17 protein-coding genes are annotated in these 18,240 nt (G+C 65.9%); 15 read left to right on the forward strand and 2 right to left on the reverse strand.

All coding sequences use genetic code 11. The features are described 5' to 3' along the window. Positions 1–27 precede the first annotated feature (27 nt). The 6 genes from FIU91_RS06630 to FIU91_RS06655 are packed head-to-tail and all read left to right on the forward strand — an operon-like array spanning position 28 to position 6,749. Complete coding sequence (locus tag FIU91_RS06630; RefSeq protein WP_152461892.1) at positions 28–408, forward strand: Zn-ribbon domain-containing OB-fold protein; 381 nt, start codon at positions 28–30, stop codon at positions 406–408. Beyond that, positions 405–1,565, forward strand: coding sequence for a thiolase (locus FIU91_RS06635; protein WP_152461893.1), 1,161 nt, complete (start codon positions 405–407; stop codon positions 1,563–1,565). Before FIU91_RS06630 ends, FIU91_RS06635 begins: the two co-directional genes overlap by 4 nt. Continuing rightward, a complete protein-coding gene (locus FIU91_RS06640; RefSeq protein WP_152461894.1) occupies positions 1,562–3,664 on the forward strand; it encodes an acetate--CoA ligase family protein in 2,103 nt (700 codons plus the stop codon). Before FIU91_RS06635 ends, FIU91_RS06640 begins: the two co-directional genes overlap by 4 nt. Further along, entirely contained in the window at positions 3,661–4,527 is an 867-nt protein-coding gene (locus FIU91_RS06645; RefSeq protein WP_152461895.1) for a MaoC/PaaZ C-terminal domain-containing protein, read from the forward strand. Before FIU91_RS06640 ends, FIU91_RS06645 begins: the two co-directional genes overlap by 4 nt. Continuing rightward, positions 4,524–5,285, forward strand: coding sequence for an enoyl-CoA hydratase/isomerase family protein (locus FIU91_RS06650; protein WP_152461896.1), 762 nt, complete (start codon positions 4,524–4,526; stop codon positions 5,283–5,285). The genes FIU91_RS06645 and FIU91_RS06650 overlap by 4 nt, the downstream gene beginning before the upstream one ends. An 18-nt stretch (positions 5,286–5,303) precedes the next feature. Continuing rightward, positions 5,304–6,749, forward strand: coding sequence for a hypothetical protein (locus FIU91_RS06655; RefSeq protein ID WP_152461897.1), 1,446 nt, complete (start codon positions 5,304–5,306; stop codon positions 6,747–6,749). On the opposite strand, the gene FIU91_RS06660 is transcribed toward FIU91_RS06655, so the two are convergent. Both FIU91_RS06660 and FIU91_RS06665 read right to left on the reverse strand, forming a co-directional pair. Next, positions 6,727–7,887 carry a CaiB/BaiF CoA-transferase family protein gene (locus FIU91_RS06660; protein ID WP_152461898.1) on the reverse strand — a complete coding sequence of 387 codons (1,161 nt, stop codon included), beginning with the start codon at positions 7,885–7,887 and terminating at the stop codon, positions 6,727–6,729. The two genes, FIU91_RS06655 and FIU91_RS06660, sit on opposite strands and share 23 nt — an antisense overlap. A 107-nt stretch (positions 7,888–7,994) precedes the next feature. Then, positions 7,995–8,921 carry a LysR family transcriptional regulator gene (locus FIU91_RS06665; RefSeq protein WP_093013852.1) on the reverse strand — a complete coding sequence of 309 codons (927 nt, stop codon included), beginning with the start codon at positions 8,919–8,921 and terminating at the stop codon, positions 7,995–7,997. Between the two features lie 176 nt (positions 8,922–9,097). On the opposite strand from FIU91_RS06665, the gene FIU91_RS06670 reads away from it, so the two are divergent. The 9 genes from FIU91_RS06670 (at position 9,098) to FIU91_RS06710 (ending at position 18,230) form a co-directional block, all read left to right on the forward strand. After that, on the forward strand, positions 9,098–10,222 hold the full coding sequence (locus FIU91_RS06670) for a TAXI family TRAP transporter solute-binding subunit (RefSeq protein ID WP_093013849.1): 1,125 nt from the start codon (positions 9,098–9,100) through the stop codon (positions 10,220–10,222). A gap of 72 nt (positions 10,223–10,294) precedes the next feature. Then, positions 10,295–12,271, forward strand: a complete 1,977-nt coding sequence (locus FIU91_RS06675; protein ID WP_216651631.1) for a TRAP transporter fused permease subunit — start codon at positions 10,295–10,297, stop codon at positions 12,269–12,271. 7 nt (positions 12,272–12,278) lie between these two features. Further along, entirely contained in the window at positions 12,279–12,944 is a 666-nt protein-coding gene (locus tag FIU91_RS06680; protein ID WP_093013846.1) for a 3-oxoacid CoA-transferase subunit A, read from the forward strand. Next, on the forward strand, positions 12,941–13,597 hold the full coding sequence (locus tag FIU91_RS06685; RefSeq protein WP_216651632.1) for a 3-oxoacid CoA-transferase subunit B: 657 nt from the start codon (positions 12,941–12,943) through the stop codon (positions 13,595–13,597). Before FIU91_RS06680 ends, FIU91_RS06685 begins: the two co-directional genes overlap by 4 nt. Positions 13,598–13,617: 20 nt before the next feature. Next, positions 13,618–14,415 carry a citryl-CoA lyase gene (locus tag FIU91_RS06690; protein WP_152461899.1) on the forward strand — a complete coding sequence of 266 codons (798 nt, stop codon included), beginning with the start codon at positions 13,618–13,620 and terminating at the stop codon, positions 14,413–14,415. Between the two features lie 3 nt (positions 14,416–14,418). Beyond that, on the forward strand, positions 14,419–15,582 hold the full coding sequence (locus FIU91_RS06695; protein ID WP_152461900.1) for an acyl-CoA dehydrogenase family protein: 1,164 nt from the start codon (positions 14,419–14,421) through the stop codon (positions 15,580–15,582). A gap of 6 nt (positions 15,583–15,588) precedes the next feature. Then, on the forward strand, positions 15,589–16,413 hold the full coding sequence (locus FIU91_RS06700; protein WP_152461901.1) for a CoA ester lyase: 825 nt from the start codon (positions 15,589–15,591) through the stop codon (positions 16,411–16,413). Next, a complete protein-coding gene (locus FIU91_RS06705; RefSeq protein ID WP_152461902.1) occupies positions 16,410–17,243 on the forward strand; it encodes a MaoC family dehydratase N-terminal domain-containing protein in 834 nt (277 codons plus the stop codon). Before FIU91_RS06700 ends, FIU91_RS06705 begins: the two co-directional genes overlap by 4 nt. 12 nt (positions 17,244–17,255) lie before the next feature. Then, positions 17,256–18,230 (forward strand): nitronate monooxygenase family protein, encoded by a 975-nt coding sequence (locus FIU91_RS06710; RefSeq protein ID WP_254702055.1) that lies wholly within the window; start codon positions 17,256–17,258, stop codon positions 18,228–18,230. Positions 18,231–18,240 lie beyond the last annotated feature (10 nt).

Genomic DNA, 18,240 nt, shown 5'->3' on the forward strand with positions numbered 1-18,240 from the left:
GCTGCAGATATGGGAGGAACCAACACGATGACAGACACCGCGCCGGACCGGGCCGGTCCCGAAGCGACCTACGCTGCCTTTCTCGAAGAGGGCCGCTTCATGATCCAGAAAGCAAAAAGCACCGGCGAGTACGTCTTCTACCCGCGCGTCGTCACGCCTTCGGGCGCGACCGACCTTGAATGGGTCGAAGCGAAAGGCACCGGCACACTCTACGCGATCACGGTCAATCGCTCCCGGCAGGGCGCGTGGAATGTCGCGCTCGTCGATCTCGATGAGGGCGTTCGGATGATGTCCACCTTGCCCGGCGTCGAGACCGCCGAGATCGGCGCGAAGCTCAAGGCGCGGATCGAGACCGGCGAGGACGGCCCGCGCGTCGTCTTCGATCTCGCGGAAGGAGGTGCGGCATGAGCGGCCAGGCGAAGGATCTGCGCGGCAAGGCCGCCATCGTCGGCATGGCGACGGCCGGGATCGGCGAGGCGCACGGCTTCTCGGCGATGGAACTGCTGGGCCAGGCGGCGATCGCGGCGGTGCGCGATGCGGGGCTTGAATTGCCCGATGTCGACGGCGTCTTCGCCGCGACGTCCTCCCATGCCTTCCCGACCATGAGCGTTGTCGAATATCTGGGTTTGCGCCCGCGCTTCTTCGACGGCACGAATGTGGGTGGATCGAGCTTCGAGATGCATCTCCTGCAGGCGACGATGGCGCTCGATGCGGGGCTCTGCGATGTCGCGCTCGTCTGCTACGGCTCGAACCAGCGCACGGCAGGGGGCAAGCTCGTCTCCATGTCGGAGCCGCAATGGCACGAGACCCCCTACAGGCCGCGTCACCCGATCACCGCCTACGGTCTCGCGGCGAGCCGGCACATGGCCGAATACGGCACGACCCGCGAGGATCTGGCAGAGGTGGCGCTCGCGGCGCGCGGCTGGGCGAACCTTAATCCCGAGGCTTTCGCGCGCGGCCCTCTCACGAAGGAGGAGGTACTCGGCGCACGGATGATTTCCGATCCGCTGACAAAGTCCGATTGTTGCCTCGTGACCGACGGCGCGGCGGCGGTCGTGCTGACCCGCGCGGATCGCGCGAAGGCTCATCACGAGGCGCCCGTCTACGTGATGGGTGTCGGCGCGGCCAACTACCATCGCTCCATCGTGGAGATGCCGGATCTGACGACGACCGCCGCTGTCGACAGTGGCAACCGCGCCTTCGAGATGGCGGGAGCGCGGCGTGAGGACATGGACGTGGTCATGCTGTATGACGCGTTTACCATCAACACGCTCCTCTTCCTCGAGGATCTCGGCTTCTGTCCGAAAGGCGAGGGTGGACGGTTCGTGCAAGACGGCCGGATCGCGCCTGGCGGCGAGCTTGCGGTCAATACGAATGGCGGCGGTCTGTCCTGCGTGCATCCGGGCATGTACGGGCTCTTTCTCATCGCCGAGGCGGTGACGCAGCTGCGTGGCGCGGGCGGCGAGCGGCAGATCGCGGATGCGACGATGGCGGTCTGCCACGGCAATGGCGGCACGCTGTCCAGTCAATGCACCGCGATCCTCGGCACGGAGGCCGCGCTATGACCTCTCTTCCCGATATCGACGGGCTTCTCGCGCCGAAAAGCGTGGCCATCATCGGCGCATCGGACGATCCGACCCGGATCGGCGGGCGGCCCATCGCGGCGATGCTGCGCTCCGGGTACAAGGGTCGCATCCTGCCGGTGAACCCCAAGCGAGAGACCGTGCAAGGCGTGCCCTGCTACGCCTCGGTCGCGGACTTGCCCGAAGCCCCGGACGCCGCGCTGATCGCGGTGCCAGCAAAGCTCGTGCCCGAGACGATCACCGCGCTTGGCGAGAAGGGCTGCAAGGCCGCGACGCTTTTCTCGGCCGGTTTTGCGGAGACCGGCGCGGATGGGGAAGCGGCGCAGCGCGATCTCGTGGCGCTCGCCGCGCAACACGGGCTGCGGCTGCTCGGGCCGAACACGCTCGGCGTCTACAACGTCGATATCGGCTATTACGGAACCTTTTCCTCCTCGCTCGATACGGGCTATCCGCTGCCTGGAAATATCGGCATCGCCAGTCAGTCGGGCGCGTTCGGCGCGCATCTAGGGGCGCTGGCACGGGACCGCAGGCTCGGCTCCTCCATCCTGATGACGACCGGCAACGAAGCCGACATCTCGGTCGCCGACGCGATCCGCTGGATGGCCGAGAGCGACACGACCCAGGTCATCTGCGCTTACATGGAGGCGATCAACGATGCGCCGGCCTTCCTCGCCGCGCTCGATGCCGCGCGCACGGCGGGAAAGCCCGTTTTCGCGCTGAAGGCCGGACGCTCCGCGGTCGGCTCGCAGGCGGCGGCCTCGCATACCGCCTCGCTGACGGGTGATGCCGCCGTCGCGGATGCGGTGCTCAAGGATCACGGGGCGATCGTGGTGCGCGATCCCCAGACGATGATGGATTACGCCTATGTCGCCTCGAAGCGGGTGTTTCCGAAGAGCCATTCGCTGGGGGTCATTACGGTTTCTGGCGGTGCGGGCATCGTCACCTCGGACGAGGCCGAGCGTATCGGCTTCCCGATGCCCGCCATGCCCGAGGCTGCCCAATCCAGGCTGAAAGAGATCCTGCCCTATGCCTCGCCCGCCAATCCGCTCGATTGCACGGCGCAGGCGCTGAACGATCCCTCGCTGCTCGAGACGTTCACCCGCGCCGCGCTCGAAGAGGGCGGATACGGCGCGATCCTGAGCTTTTTGACCTACGTGGCCGGCAGCCCCGCGCTCTGCGAGACGATCCTCGAGGCGACACGGCCGCTGCGGGAGGCCTATCCAGACCGGATCATCGCCTTCTGCGCGCTCGGCGATCCCGAGGTGCTGCGCCGCTACGACGAAGCGGGCATTCTTGTCTTCGACGATCCGTGCCGCGCGGCGCGCGCGCTCGACATGGCGTGTCGCCTTGGCGCCGCGCGAGAGCGAGCTGTGCGCGAGCGGCCCGGCGCGCTGGACGTGGATCTTCCAAGCGCGACACCGAACGAGGCGGAGGCGCAACGGCTCCTTGGCGAGGCAGGCATTCCCGCCGCGCCGCAAGACGCCGTGAAGAGCGCGGAGGCCGCCACCGCTGCTGCTGACCGGATGGGCTACCCGGTCGTCCTGAAGATCCTGTCGCCCGACATCCTGCACAAATCCGACATCGGCGCGGTGCGGCTGAACCTTAGGGATGCCGATGCCGTGCGGGAGGCCTATGCCGCTATCGAAGAGGCTGTCGCGAAGAAAGCGCCGGCTGCGCGCATCGAGGGCATGCTGGTCGCAAAGCAGCTCTCGGGCGGTGTCGAATGTCTGATGGGGGTAAGCCGCGATCCGACTTTCGGCCCTGTCGCGGTCTTCGGTCTTGGCGGCATCTTCGTCGAGATCCTGAACGACGTCGCGATGAAGCCGTGCCCCTTCGACGAGGAAACGGCGCGCGAGATGATCCTTTCGATCCGCGGCGCGGGAATCCTGCAAGGCGCGCGCGGGCAGGCGCCCGCCGATATCGACGCGCTGGCGCGGATGCTCTCGAACCTCTCGCGCTTTGCCGCAGGCGCAGGGGAGCGGCTCGTCTCCATCGACCTCAACCCGGTCGTCGCAATGCCGGAGGGCGAGGGCGCCTTCGCGCTCGACGCGGTCATCGAAGTGGAGGAGGGCGCAAAATGAGCATCGACTACGACCACCTGATGAATTTCGACATTCCCGAAGTGCGGCAAAGCTACGGGCCGCGCGACTGGGGCCTCTACGCGCTCTCGGTCGGAATGGGTCACGATCCGATGGATGCCAAGGAACTCGCCTTCCTCGCGGCGCTCGACGATGACCGGCGCGTGATGCCAGCCATCGTCAACGTGCTCGGCCATCCCGGCTTCTGGCTCAGCGATCCGGCGACGGGCGTCGACGCGCTTCGGCTCGTTCACGGCGAGCAGGGCATGACGATCCATGCCGATCTGCCCGAAGAGGCGACGATCATCGGCAAAACGCGCGTGACCGGCCTCGTGGACAAGGGCGAGGGGAAGGGCGCGCTCCTCTACTACGAGAAAACGCTGAAGGACGAGGCGACCGGCACACATCTGGCGACCTGCCGGGGCACGACCTTCCTGCGGGGCGATGGCGGCTTCGGTGGACCCGACGGGCCGGTGAAGAAACCGCACATCTTGCCGGAGACACCGCCCGATCACGCGTTCGAGGCCAAGACCCGGCCCGAACAGGCGCTGCTGTATCGCTGGAATGCGGATCCAAACCCCTTGCACCTCGATCCGCGCGTCGCCGAGCGTGCGGGCTTCGAACAGCCGATCCTGCACGGGCTCTGCACCTTCGGCTGTGCGGCCCACGCGCTGCTGGCGGTTCTCTGCGAGCATGATCCGGCGCGCTTCGGCAGCATGGATGCCCGCTTTACCGCCCATGTCTTCCCCGGAGAGACGCTCCGGACGGAAATCTGGGCCGATGGCTCCTTCCGCACCATCGCGGTGGAGCGCGACAAGGTGGTGATCGGAAACGGGTTGTTCCAATACAGGGGAGAAGGCGCATGAGCCTCGATGTCACGACCGAGGGCGACGGAATCTGCGTTCTCACGCTCAACGATCCGGAGCGGCGCAATCCGCTGGGTCACGCACTCCGGATCGAGCTTGCCGCGGCGCTGTCCGAGGCAGAGGCAGACGCCGCGGTCCGCGCGGTCGTTCTGACCGGCGCGGGCGGGCATTTCTGCGTCGGCGGCGATATCCGCGACCAGGGAGAGCGCAGCGCCTCCCAGCACCGCGAACGCTTCGCGGTCATCAAGGACATGGTGGGCCGCATGGTCCGCTTCTCGAAGCCTCTCGCCGTAGCGGTCGAGGGCTGGGCAGCGGGCGGCGGCATGGCGCTGGCGATGGCCGCGCCGCTCGTCGTTGCCTCGCGCGAGGCGCGGTTCGTCGCAAGCTTCACCAAGATCGGGCTCGTCCCGGATATGGGCCTCCTGACGACGCTGCCGATGCGTGTCGGTCCGGCCAAGGCGCGGCGGATCATCCTGACGAACGCGCCGATCAAGGCGGAGGAGGCCGAGCGGATCGGAATGGTCGAGACGCTCAGCGATCCGGGTGCCGCGCTTCAGGATGCGATGGCGCTCGTGGACGAAGAGGCCAAGGCCGCGCCACTGCCACGGCACTTCATCACCGACTGGTTCGCACGCGGCGTGGACGATGCGCTCGATTTCGAGCGTCAGGTCCAGCCACAGCTTCTCAACAGCGCTGATGCCGCCGAGGGCCGCGCGGCCTTTTTCGAGAAACGCGCGCCGGTCTTTACCGGGACATAACGCCAGGCGGAGAAGTCCATGAGCCAAGCGTCAGGCGACGGCGCGGCAGTGACGCGGCACGGGTCGGCGCAGCTTCGCGCGGGATTGATGGGGGTCGTCATCGTCTCGGCGATCCTGTCGGTCTTCGTCGGATCGCTCTGGCTCGATATCCTGGCCTCGAGCGCGCTGGCCCTTTTCCTGCTTCTTGCCTGGAGGCAATTCAGCGTTGGCACCTGGGTGCCGCTGATCCTGTCGATAGGCGCAATGGCGATCGCGCTCTGGCAATCCGTGCCCGGCGACGTGCTGATTTCCGCGATGGAGCGGATGATCTTCCTCGCCTCGCTGATCGCCGTTCTGAACACGCTTCGCTCGGCCGCGCTTCTGGCGCCCGAGGTCGCACGGGCAGGGGCATTCCTGACGAGCCAGCCCGCCTCGCGGCGCTACGTCTCACTTTCGCTCGGGGGGCATCTTTTCGGCGTGCTGATCAATTTCGGCGGGCTCGCGCTGCTCCTCGATCTTGCCAAGCGCTCGATGGACAGCGCCGCAAGCCAAGCCCTGCCCGAAGAGATCCGCGAGGTGAAACTGCGCCGGATGTCGCTGGCGACGATGCGCGGCTTCGGGCTCATCTCGCTCTGGTCGCCGCTCGGCTTTGCAACGAACGCGGTTCTCATCACCCTGCCGGGCCTCGTCTATACCGATTTCGCGCCAATCGGCTTTGCGATGTCCTTTGTCTTCATCGGCGTCGGCTGGCTCTTCGACCGGGTCGAGGGGCGCCGCTACCGCGCGATGGCCCTGCCGCGACCTGCACCGCCGCAAGGCGCGTGGCTCGGCGCGGCGACGCTCGTTCTGCACGTTCTCATCGTCGGAGGATCGGTGTTCCTGGTGCACGGGCTGACGCGACTGACCTTCCAGGAAGCACTGATCCTCGTCGTGCCGAGCTACGCGGTTCTCTGGTCCGCCGTCTCGGGCTTTCGGCGCGGGGCGGATGCGGCCGGCGGCGTGCGCGAGGCGTTCGGGGATTATCGCGCGCGCCTGCCCTCAATGGGCGCGGAGGTCGGTGTTTTCGCGTCGGCAGGTTTTTTGCCGGTGACGCTTCTGGCGCTGGTGCCGGTGGACGCGGTGCAGTCGCAGGTGGCTATGATGGGGCTCGGCGCGGTACCTTTGGCAGTGGCTGTCGCTGTCGGTATCCTCGCCTTCGCGATGCTCGGGATCAATCCGATCGTATCGACCTCGGTCCTGGGGTCGGTGGCGTTCCAGCTTCAGGTGCCGGGGCTGACACCGCAGGTGATCGCGCTTGCCGCGATGGGGGGATGGACTTCTGTCATCGGCCTGTCGCCCTTCATCACGACGATCATTCTGGCGTCGTCGATCCTAAAGCGATCGGTCTGGCGCGTGGGGCCGGGCTGGAACGGTCCTTATTGCCTGTCCATTCTCGCGATCTGGTTGATCTTCCTCGTCACGCTTATGTGGACCGGGCGCGTTTAAGAGGCGCTGCCGCGCCAAACTCCGCACGGATCGCGTCGCCATGCTCGTCGAGTTTCGGCACCGCTCCGCGCTCGAACCGGCGGCCTCCGTCGACAAGCGCGGGCGGAGCCGGAAAGGCGACGGCCGCGCCGTCCGGCGTGACGACCTCGGAGGTGCTGGTATGCGGGTGCGCGATGAGACCGTCCAGATCGTTGACGCTGGCAAACGCCGTGTCCGAGGCGAGCAGCCGTTCGGTCATCTCCGCCTCGCTGCGCGTTGCGATCATATCGGCGATCACGGCGTCGACCTCGGCCCTATTCGCAACGCGCGCATTGTTGGTCTCGAACCCCGGTGCATCGACAAGATCGGGCCGCTCCATGACGTCGCGGGCGAAGATCGCCCATTCGCGGTCGTTCTGGATCGAAATGAGGAGAGGGCGCGCGTCGCGCGTGGAGAAGACGCCGTAGGGCGAGATGGAGGGATGTGCGAGACCTATCCGTTGCGGCGGCTTGCCCGCCGCGGCATGTAGGTAGGGCACCGCCAGCCAATCGGCTATGACGTCGAACATCGACAGGCGGATATCGCTGCCGCGCCCGGTCACGCCGCGCTGGATCAGGCTTTCGAGGATCGCCGATTGCGCGGCGGCCCCGGTCGCGATGTCCACGATAGAGATTCCGACGCGGGCCGGCTCGGACGGGCCGCCGGTGACGCTGGCAAGCCCCGATTCCGCCTGGATCAGCAGATCGTAGGCTTTTCGCTGGGCGTAGGGGCCGGTCTCGCCATAACCGCTGATGGAGCAAGTGACGAGACGCGGGTTCCGATCGCGCAGCACATCCGTACCGAGACCCTTGCGAGCCAATGCGCCGGGCTTGAGGTTCTGAACGAAGACATCCGCGCGGTCCGTCATCGACAGAAGCACATCGCGATCCGCGTCCTCGCGCAGGTCGAGCGCCACCGATTGCTTGCCGCGGTTCAGCCAGACGAAATAGCTGCTCTCGCCGCCTGCTGCGCTGTCATAGCCCCGCGCGAAATCGCCTTCCGGCCGTTCGACCTTGATGACGCGCGCACCTGCATCTGCGAGGCGGGATGTGCAATATGGTGCTGCGACGGCCTGTTCGATCGACACGACCGTCAGCCCGTCAAGCGGTGCGCGGGCCATCCTGTCTCCTCCCTCGGATCACGACATGGTTCCAGAGTACGAGGACCCAACCCATGCCGCAACGACGCATCGAGCATTTCAGACATGCCCTTGAGGCATGAGATGCTCTACAACGTCGTGCCGGGCCACGCTCCCGATGCGGAGAGGCGGTGCACCTCCTCGATCAGGAAGTCCGAGAACCCCGCGCTCAGCCGCGAGGCGGGCCGGTTCAAAGGCGTCATGAGGATCAGCGTGCGATCGATGGAGCGGCGGATGATCGGCCGCGCGATGAGCCGCCCCGAGGCGACATGCTCGTTCACCGACATCAGCGGCAGGATCGTCGCGCCGAGCCCGCGATCCACGAAGGCCAGCATGGTCGGGAGGATGTCGATCTCGAGCCGGACATCCAGTTCGATCCCTTGGTCGGACGCGATCTGGTCGATCCGCTTGCGAAGCCCGTGTTCGGGATTGGGCAAGATCAGAGGCTGGGCCAGCGCCTCGCTCGCCGTGATGGGGGTGCCGTCGCGCACGCCTTCCTGTTCTCCGCGTTGGATCAGGAAAAGCTGTTCCATGATAATGGCTTGGCTCTTGATCGCGGAGCTTTTCTGGCCCTCGTAGGCAACGCCGAGGTCAATTGCGCCGCGTATCAACCAATCCTGAACGTGACCCGAGAAGCCCGACACGATCCTGAGTTTCACCTCCGGATGCGTCTCCATCGTGCGTTCGATGAGATGGGTGGCCAGCACCTCCGCGACGGTGGGAGGCAGCCCGAGCGTGATCGTTCCTGAAAGGGTCTTTTGCGCGCCGGAGACGTCCGTCGCGAGATCGTCGATATCCTCGAGGATAACGCGGGCGCGCGCGGCAAGGCGCAGGCCTTCCTCTGTCGGCATGACGCCTCGTCCATGACGCCGCAGGAGCGGCACGGCAAGCTCGTCCTCCAGCGCTTTGACCTGCCGGCTGAGAGCGGGCTGTGCGATGTTCAGACGCTCTGCCGCCGCCGTGATACTGCTCAGCTCGACGATCTGGACGAAGTTACGAAGTTGCCGGATATCCATTACATGCCGTTTCGGTATCGCTGATATATGAATAATGCATTTGTGTCATAGGCTACGACCCGACACCTTCACGTCAAGGGCAAACCCCCGCGAGAGACGCGTCTTGCGGCGCAGGTTCGGCAGAGGAGGCCGGACCGCTCAGGGGCCCCGCTCTGAATGTAAGGGAGGACATTATCATGAACGTCAGAATGAAACTCGGCGTCGCCGCGGCCGCGCTGATGGCCGCAGCACCGCTTCACGCGCAGGAGATGCCGGATACGATGGTCTGGACGTCCTACGATGTGGGTTCGGCCGGCTACGCCGAAGCGTCGGCCATCGCGGACGCCTTCGGCAAGGAATACGGCACGCGCGTGCGTATCCAGCCCTCGGGCAGCGGCATCGGCCGTCTGCAGCCGCTTCTGCAAGGGCGTGCGGACTACGCATTCCTCGCGACCGAGGCTTTCTTCATCGGCGAGGGCGCATATGATTTCGCAACGCCCGATTGGGGTCCGCACCAGCTGCGCGCTGTCGCGGGGCGCCCGGCGGGCATCACGCTCATCGCGGCGGGTGACGCAGGCATCGACACGGTCGAGGACGCCGCGGGCAAGCGCATCGCCTTTGTCGCGGGCAACCCGTCGGTCAATGTGAAATGCGAGGCGATCCTCGCTTTCGGTGGTCTGACGCTCGACGATGTCGAGGTCATCACCTTCCCGACCTACAGTGCCGCGATGTCCTCGATGACGCGCAACGAGGCCGATGCCACCTGCACCACGCCCACGACCAGCCAACTCTACGAGCTGGCCGAGAGCCCGCGCGGCATTCACTACGCGCCCCTCGAGCCGGGCAATGATGCAGGCTGGGACCAGCTTCTCGAAGTGCTGCCGATCATGAGCCCGTCCGAAGAGGATGTGGCCGCGGGCCTTGCGGAAGGCGAGACGGCCAAGATGGCGGCCTACCGCTATCCGGTCATCACCACGACGGCCGAAAAGTCTGCCGACGAGGTCTATACCTTTATCAAGGCGCTCGACGAGACCTTCGATATGTACAAGGACGGCACCGCGGCGATGTCGCGCTGGACGCTCGAGCGCTCGGGCAAGCCGGCGATCGATATTCCGTTCCACGAAGGCGCGATCCGCTACCTCGAGGAGATCGGCATCTGGACCGAAGAGGACCAGGCCTGGAACGACCAGCGCCAGGCGCGCATGGACGCCTTGGTCGAGGCCTGGGACAGCTTCTCCTCGGAGAACAGCGATATGTCCGACGAGGAATTCGCCGAAGCCTGGATGGAGCGCCGGAGCGAAGTCATCTCCTCGATGAACTAAGCCGCGCTCTCATCATCCCCCGGCGCGGCGCCCGCGCCGGGGACATGCTTTTTCGCCTGTTCAGGATCTCCCATGACGTCTCAGAGCGACCGCGACGGTGCCGACGACGCACCCCTCGCAGCCCCCGCACATCTTGCCGCCGCCGAGGACGATGCCCCGCTGCCGCGCCGCCACAAGGCCGTCCGGATCTGCGTGATGATCCTTGGCGCGCTCGGCGTCCTTCTGGCGGTGAACCAGCAGTTTCTTCTGAATATCTTCGGTTTCCAGCCGCTCGGGAATTCCTATCTCTACTACCTGATCGGCATCTTCCTCGCGACGGCATTCCTGACTCTCCCGATCTCGACGTCGCTGACCGGACGATTGATCTGGCTGAACGTGCTACTCGCGATCCTCGCGCTGGTCAGTGCGGGCTATCTCGGTTTCCACGGACTCGATATCATCCAGAAGGGCTGGGAATACGACGCGCCGCTGATGGCCGACATCATGGCCTCGATTTTGATCGTGCTCGTGCTTGAGGGTGTGCGCCGCGCGGGCGGGCCGATCCTTCTTGCGACAGCGCTCCTGTTCGGAACCTTTCCGCTTTATGCCGGGCACATGCCGGGCTTTCTCTGGGGGACGCAATTCGCGCCCATCGAGACGGTGCGTGCCCACGTCCTCGGTGTCGAGAGCATCATCGGCATCCCGATGCAGGTCGTGGCCGAACTGGTCATCGGCTTCGTGATCTTCGGCTCGGTGCTTGTCATCACCAAGGGCAGCGACTTCTTCATGGAACTCGCCTCCGCGCTTCTGGGGCACAGCCGGGGTGGACCCGCCAAGGTCGCCGTGATGGGCTCGGGCATCCTCGGCTCGCTGTCGGGCAGCGTGATCTCCAACATCCTGACCTCGGGGCCGTTCTCTATCCCGACGATGCGGAAAGTGGGCTACCCCGCGAATTACGCCGCCGCGATCGAGAGCTGCGCCTCCACCGGCGCGACGCTGATGCCGCCGGTCATGGGGACGGTGGCCTTCGTCATGGCCTCTTTCCTCGGCGTTCAATACTCGACCATTGTCATCGCCGCGGTCATTCCGGCGCTCCTCTTCTACGCGGCGCTCCTGTTTCAGGTGGATATGTTCGCCGCCCGGCGCGGCCTGCACGGGCTCGATCGCAGCGAGACGCCCGACATCCTGCCCGTGCTCCTTCGCGGCTGGCCCTATCTTCTGTCCTTGGCGGTGCTGATCTTCGTGCTGATGGGGCTGCGGCTCGAGGCGCGGTCTCCCTATTACGCCTCGGCGGTGATGCTGATCGCAACGGCCTTCAACCGCGAGACGCGTCTCACGCTGACGCGCGCCAGGGATCTGCTGCTCGATGTCGCCCGTAACGTCGCGAACCTCGTCGCGGTCCTGTGCGGGATCGGTCTTGTCGTGGGCGGTCTGTCCTATACCGGCGTCGCAGGGGCGTTCTCACGCGAACTCCTCCTCTATGCGGGCGGTAATACCGCGCTGATGCTGATCGCAGGCGCAGTCACAAGCTTTGTGCTCGGCATGGGGATGACGGTCACGGCCTGCTACATCTTCCTGTCGATCCTGCTCGCCCCTGCGCTGGTGCAGGCGGGGCTCAACCCGATCGCAAGCCACCTCTTCATCCTCTACTGGGGCATGCTGAGCTACATCACGCCGCCCGTCGCGCTGGCCGCGATCACCGCGGCGAATGTCGCGGGCTCCAAGCCGATGCAGACAGGCTTTACGGCGATGCGCCTGGGCCTGCCGCTCTTCGTGCTGCCGTTCATCTTCGTGTACGATCCGGCGCTCATCATGGTGGGCAGCTGGGTGAACATCGCCGAGCGCGTGTTCATCACGCTGATCGCGCTCTGGGCGATCACCTCCGCTTTCGAAAGCTGGATTTACCGGGTCGGCCGGATCGACCTTCCGAGCCGCGTCGTCTTCGGCGCGGGCGGACTTCTGATCATCTTCCCGGAGCTCACGACGAGCCTGATCGGCGCCAGCCTCCTGGTCGCGGTGATCGCTTTCAACCTTCTGATGCAGCGCCGCCGCGGCGATGCGAACGCCTGAGGACAGCATGGACAAACGCGCAGACAGTCTTGCCACCGCAGTTGCCCCGATCCCTGACGGTGCATCGGTCATGATCGGCGGGTTCGGATCGTCGGGTATCCCGTTCGGACTGATCGACGCGCTCCTGGAGCAGGGCGCGACCGACCTGACGATCATCTCCAACAATGCCGGGGCCGGAGAGACCGGGATCGCCAAGCTTCTGAAGGCGGGCCGGGTGGCGAAAGTCATCTGCTCCTATCCGCGCTCTCCCGGCTCGATCTGGTTCGAGAAGCGCTACGAGGCCGGGGAGATCGACCTCGAGGTCGTCCCGCAAGGCACGCTCGCCGAGCGTATCCGCGCGGCGGGCGCAGGGATCGGCGGCTTCCTGACGCCCACCGGCTACGGCACGCGCCTCGCCGAGGGCAAGGAGGTGCGGGAGATCGACGGGCAGGGCTACGTCATGGAGGCCCCGCTGCCCGCGGATTTTGCGCTCATTCGGGCGGCGCGTGGCGACAAGTGGGGCAATCTCGGCTTCCACGCCACGGCGCGCAACTTCAACCCGGTGATGGCGATGGCCGCCGATCATGCCATCGCCGAGGTGCGCGCGCTGTCTGCCGATCCGCTCGATCCCGAAACCGTCGTGACGCCCGGCATCTTTGTCGATTGCGTCGTGGAATACGAGGTGCGCCCATGAGCGATGTCGCCGAACAGCTGACCCGTCTCAGCGATGCCGAGCTTGCGGCCCGCGTGGCCGAGGACATCCCCGACGGCTCTTACGTCAATCTCGGGATCGGCAAGCCGACCCATGTCTCGGGATACGTGCCCGAGGGGCGCGAGGTGATCTACCATTCCGAGAACGGCATCATCGGTGTCGGCCCGACCCCGCCCGAAGGCGAAGAGGATGTCGAGCTCATCGATGCGAGCAAGCGTTACGTCACCGCCGCGCCGGGCGCGGCGTATTTCGACCATCCCGACAGTTTTGCGATGATGCGCGGCGGGCATATCGATATCGCCGTCCTCGGGGCCTACCAGGTGGCGCAGAACGGCGATCTCGCAAATTGGGCGACGCTCGACGAGAAGTTCCCGCCTGCGGTCGGAGGCGCGATGGACCTTGTCGCCGGCGTGAAGACCATCTTCGTGATGATGCGGCACCAGAACCGCGATGGCAGCCCCAAGCTCCTTGAGCGCTGCACCTATCCGCTGACCGGCCTCGGTGTCGTCAGTCGCGTCTATACCGACCTCGCGGTCCTCGACGTGACGCCCGAGGGGTTCCGCCTCGTCGACCTTGCCAAGGGCAATGACCTCGAGGCCGTGCGCGCCGTGACCGGGGCCCCGATCCATACCTGAAACGAAGGAGCGCAACGCTTATGGCGAAACGCAAGGAGAACCTCACCTCCGAGATCGGCTGGAGCACGCCGGACGAGATCAACGTGCGCGGCCTCGATCTGCCGTCCGAGATTTTGGGCGAGATGAATCTCGGCGATCTGGCCTTTCTGCTGCTCAAGCATCGTAAACCAAGCCCCGAGGAAAGCCGCGTCTTCAACGCCATCGTCGTCACGCTGGTGGAGCATGGTCTGACGCCGTCGGCGCTTGTTGCACGGATGACGTATCTCGGCGCGCCCGAGGCGTTGCAGGCGGCGGTCGCGGCGGGGCTTTCGGGGCTCGGCACGGTCTTCGTGGGCTCGATGGAAGGCGCCGCGAAGATGCTGTCCGAGGCGCTGGACGGCGTGACCGATCCGGACCTCGACGCCATCGCGGACCGTCTCGTTGCCGATTTCGCCGAGCGCCGGCAAATCATCCCTGGCCTCGGCCATCCGGTGCACAAGCCCGTCGATCCACGCACGCCGCGCCTGTTCGAGATCGCGGCGGAGAACGGGCTCTCGGGCGATTACATCGCGCTCATCCAGAAGGTTCAGGAACGGGCCGAGGCCGCGCGCAGCAAGTCGCTGCCGATCAACGCCACGGGGGCGATTGGGGCGATTTCCTGCGAACTTGGCCTGCCGTGGCACATCGTGCGCGGTCTTGGGGTCATGGGCCGGTCCATCGGTCTCGTGGGCCACATCCTCGAAGAGCGCGAAAACCCGATATCGGCAGAGATCTGGCTGCGCGCCGAGGAGGAGATTCTGAAAAACAACGGGCCCGACGCGACGGGCAAGGGAGACTGAGACGTGAAGACCTCTGCGCCTGACGAGCATGACGACCTGCGCGATGCCCTGCGCGCGCTTTGCGCTGAATTCCCGGCGGAGTATCACCGCAAGCATGGCGCTGCGGAGACATATCCCGAGGAGTTCATCGACGCGCTGACAAAGGCCGGATGGCTTGCCGCGATGATCCCCGAAGAGTTCGGCGGATCGGGCCTGGGGCTTACTGAAGCCTCGATCGTCATGGAAGAGATTAACCGCTGCGGCGGCAATGCCGGGCATTGTCACGGGCAGATGTACAATATGGGCACGCTCTTGCGCCACGGCTCTGACGAGCAGAAGGCACGATACCTGCCCAAGATCGCCTCGGGCGATCTGCGCTTGCAATCGATGGCCGTGACCGAACCCACGACCGGCACCGACACGACCAAGCTGAAGACCACCGCCGTGCGCAAGGGCGACCGCTACGTCGTGAATGGGCAGAAGGTCTGGATCAGCCGCGTGCAGCATTCCGACCTGATGATCCTGCTGGCGCGCACGACACCGCTGGCCGATGTCCAGCGCAAGTCCGAGGGGCTGTCGGTCTTCCTGCTGGAGCTTGATCAAGTGATCGGCAAGGGGATGGACGTCAAACCCATTCCGAACATGGTCGGACACGAGACGAACGAGCTTTTTTTCGATGATCTGGAAATCCCCGCCGACACGTTGATCGGCGAGGAGGGGAAAGGCTTCCGCTACATCCTCGACGGGCTCAACGCCGAACGCGCGCTGATCGCGGCGGAATGCATCGGAGACGGCTACTGGTTCGTCGACCAGGCGTCGCGCTATGCCGGGGAGCGGCAGGTCTTCGGGCGGCCCATCGGCCAGAACCAGGGCATCCAGTTCCCCATTGCCCGCGCGTTCGCCCATGTCGAGGCAGCGAACCTCATGCGGTTCGAAGCCTGCCGCCGGTTCGACGCGATGGAGCCGTCGGGCGCGCAGGCGAACATGGCCAAGCTGCTGGCAGCCGATGCTTCGTGGGGGGCGGGCAATGCCTGCATCCAGACCTTCGGCGGGTTCGGCTTCGCGGAAGAATACGACGTCGAGCGCAAGTTCCGCGAAACGCGACTCTACCAGGTTGCCCCGATCTCGACGAACCTCATCCTGTCCTATGTCGCCGAGCATATCCTCGGCATGCCACGGAGTTTCTGAGGAGTGATGGACGTGGTTCTCGACAGTTTCGCGACGCTGAGCTTCCCGCTCTTCGTGCCGGCTGACCGCCCCGACCGGTTCGCCAAGGCCTGCGCGTCGGGAACCGACAGCGTCATCATTGATCTTGAGGACGCGGTCGCCTCGGACCTCAAGAGCGCCGTGCGCCGCATTCCGCGCGACGCTCTGCCGAGCGACCGGACCGTGACGCTCATGCTCCGGATCAACGCGCCGGGCACGCAATGGTATCGCGACGACGTGGCGTTTGCCCGCGCGACCGGGTTCGATGCGGTGGTGCTGCCCAAGGCCGAAACACCCGAGCAGATCTCCGACCTGCGCGCGGCGCTGAACCCCGGCCAGAAGATCCTCGGTCTTGTCGAAACGGTGCGCGGTGTCGCGCGCATGACCGAGCTTGCCGAAGCGACCGACCGCCTCGCTTTCGGCTCCATCGACCTCTCGGCAGATATGGGCTGCGAGAACACGCACATGGCCTTCCTCCCGATCCGCAGCCAGATCGTGCAGGCCGCCCGGCTGGCGGGGCGGCCCGCGCCGCTCGACGGGGTGACGACGGCGACGCGCGATCCGGACATCATCGTTGAGGATGCGCGCCACAGCCACGAGATGGGTTTCGGTGGCAAGCTCCTGATCCATCCCAACCAGATCGAACCGGCCCGCAGCGCTTTCCGACCGAAAAAAGAGCGGATCGATTGGGCGGAGCGCGTGATCGCGGCGTCCGCCGATGGCGGCGCGGCCCTCGTGGACGGGGCAATGGTAGACGTGCCGGTGCTCAAGCAGGCGCGCCGCATTCTTGACCGCGCGAGGGCTTTGTCATGACCACGCTTGCCGATCTCGATATCCCGCATCTCGAAACCTGGATCGGCCGCGAGGAGGTGGCGCAGGACATCATCACGCCGGGCCTTGCGGAGCGGTTCGCCGCCACTTTCGGCGATTGGGTTCTGAGCGAGGGCGATGCGGTGCCTCCGGGCCTTCACTGGTGTCTCGCGCCGCCTGCGGTGCCTGAGGGCGGACTCGGCCCCGACGGGCATCCCAAGCGCGGCGGGTTTCTGCCCCCCGTGCCGTTCCCGAATCGGATGTGGGCGGGTGGAGAGGTCACGTTCCACGCGCCGATCCGCGTCGGCGACGAGGTAACGCGCACCTCCCGGATCGAGAGCCTCAAAACGAAAGAGGGACGCTCCGGTCCATTGGTCTTCGTGAGCGTGCGTCATGTTCTCACGGTCGGCACAACGCGGGTGATCGAAGAACGCCAGGACATCGTCTATCGCCCCGACGCCCGCAGCGACACGCCGAAAGGCGCAGGCGGGGAGGGCGCGCCGGGGCAGGATGACTTCGTGGCCGGGCCCGTGACGCTCTTTCGCTATTCGGCCATGTCCTTCAACGGGCACCGTATCCACTATGACCACCCCTACGTGACAGAGACCGAAGGCTATGCCGGGCTCGTCGTACATGGACCGATCCAGGCAACGCTTCTCATCAATGCTGCCGCCCGGGATCTCGGGGCGGAAGGTTTGAGCGTTGCCTATCGCGGCCTTGCACCGCTGATTGCCGGGCAGCCCGTACGGATCCACAAGGACGAGGGCCGCTACTGGCTCGAGAAACGCGACGGGACCGCGACCTTCGAGGCGCGAGCCTCCCGCGACAGCTGAACAGGAGTTTCAATGACCGACGCCGCCGCGCGCATCGCCGAGATGAAAACGTACATGTCGCTGCCACTTATCGGCGCGCCGATGTTCCTCGCCTCCGGCGTCGATCTGGTTGTCGCGCAGTGCTGTGCGGGGGTCGTCGGCACGTTCCCGTCGCTGAACGCGCGCCCGGCGGAAGAGCTCGACATCTGGCTGACCGAGATCGAGAAACGCTGCGCCGAGTTCGCTGAAAAGACCGGCAAGACGCCCGCGCCCTATGGCGTCAATCTCATCGTCAACGAATATAACGACCGGCTCGAGGCCGACCTTGCGACCTGCGTCCAGCACAAGGTGCCGCTCGTCATCACCTCGCTCTCCGCGCCCGACAAGGTGGTCGAGGCGGTGCACGGCTATGGCGGGCTCGTCTTTCACGACGTCATCAAGGCCCGCCACGCACGCCGAGCCGCGAAATCGGGGGTGGACGGGCTGATACTTGTGGCGTCTGGCGCCGGCGGACATGCCGGCACGCTCAGCCCGTTCGCGCTTGTCGAGGAGGTCCGGGACTTCTGGGACGGCCCGCTCGTTCTGTCGGGCGCTGTCGCCAACGGCCGCGCGGTTCTGGCCGCCGAAGTGCTGGGCTGCGATTTCGCCTATGCCGGGACCGTGTTCATTCCCGCCGAAGAGGCCATCGCTCCCCATCCCCACAAGGAGATGATCACCCGCGCCGAGGCCGACGGTATCATCTACACGCCGATGTTCTCGGGCACCCACGCCAATTACCTCTCCGAAAGCGTCTCGACGGTCGGGGTGGAACTGGACGAGGCGCGGCGGGCAGAGCCGAGGCGGATGAGCTCCAAGGATGATCCAGACCGACCGAAAGCCTGGAAGGATGTCTACAGCGCGGGCCAGGCAGTCGGCCAATCCCGCGCCATCGAACCTGCCGCGGACATCATCGCGCGGCTGGTGCGCGAATACGAGGCGGCACGGAACACGGTGACCGGCCGGAACTGAAGGGAGACGA

The organism is Roseivivax sp. THAF30 (assembly GCF_009363575.1).
Taxonomy (GTDB): Bacteria; Pseudomonadota; Alphaproteobacteria; order Rhodobacterales; family Rhodobacteraceae; genus Roseivivax; species Roseivivax halotolerans.

What these genes read in the sequence shown, in the direction of transcription:
- FIU91_RS06630 (WP_152461892.1), top strand. Translation starts at nt 28, where the DNA reads ATGACAGACACCGCGCCGGACCGGGCCGGTCCCGAAGCGACCTACGCT.
- FIU91_RS06635 (WP_152461893.1), top strand. Translation starts at nt 405, where the DNA reads ATGAGCGGCCAGGCGAAGGATCTGCGCGGCAAGGCCGCCATCGTCGGC.
- FIU91_RS06640 (WP_152461894.1), top strand. Translation starts at nt 1,562, where the DNA reads ATGACCTCTCTTCCCGATATCGACGGGCTTCTCGCGCCGAAAAGCGTG.
- FIU91_RS06645 (WP_152461895.1), top strand. Translation starts at nt 3,661, where the DNA reads ATGAGCATCGACTACGACCACCTGATGAATTTCGACATTCCCGAAGTG.
- FIU91_RS06650 (WP_152461896.1), top strand. Translation starts at nt 4,524, where the DNA reads ATGAGCCTCGATGTCACGACCGAGGGCGACGGAATCTGCGTTCTCACG.
- FIU91_RS06655 (WP_152461897.1), top strand. Translation starts at nt 5,304, where the DNA reads ATGAGCCAAGCGTCAGGCGACGGCGCGGCAGTGACGCGGCACGGGTCG.
- FIU91_RS06660 (WP_152461898.1), bottom strand. Translation starts at nt 7,887, where the DNA reads ATGGCCCGCGCACCGCTTGACGGGCTGACGGTCGTGTCGATCGAACAG.
- FIU91_RS06665 (WP_093013852.1), bottom strand. Translation starts at nt 8,921, where the DNA reads ATGGATATCCGGCAACTTCGTAACTTCGTCCAGATCGTCGAGCTGAGC.
- FIU91_RS06670 (WP_093013849.1), top strand. Translation starts at nt 9,098, where the DNA reads ATGAACGTCAGAATGAAACTCGGCGTCGCCGCGGCCGCGCTGATGGCC.
- FIU91_RS06675 (WP_216651631.1), top strand. Translation starts at nt 10,295, where the DNA reads ATGACGTCTCAGAGCGACCGCGACGGTGCCGACGACGCACCCCTCGCA.
- FIU91_RS06680 (WP_093013846.1), top strand. Translation starts at nt 12,279, where the DNA reads ATGGACAAACGCGCAGACAGTCTTGCCACCGCAGTTGCCCCGATCCCT.
- FIU91_RS06685 (WP_216651632.1), top strand. Translation starts at nt 12,941, where the DNA reads ATGAGCGATGTCGCCGAACAGCTGACCCGTCTCAGCGATGCCGAGCTT.
- FIU91_RS06690 (WP_152461899.1), top strand. Translation starts at nt 13,618, where the DNA reads ATGGCGAAACGCAAGGAGAACCTCACCTCCGAGATCGGCTGGAGCACG.
- FIU91_RS06700 (WP_152461901.1), top strand. Translation starts at nt 15,589, where the DNA reads ATGGACGTGGTTCTCGACAGTTTCGCGACGCTGAGCTTCCCGCTCTTC.
- FIU91_RS06705 (WP_152461902.1), top strand. Translation starts at nt 16,410, where the DNA reads ATGACCACGCTTGCCGATCTCGATATCCCGCATCTCGAAACCTGGATC.
- FIU91_RS06710 (WP_254702055.1), top strand. Translation starts at nt 17,256, where the DNA reads ATGACCGACGCCGCCGCGCGCATCGCCGAGATGAAAACGTACATGTCG.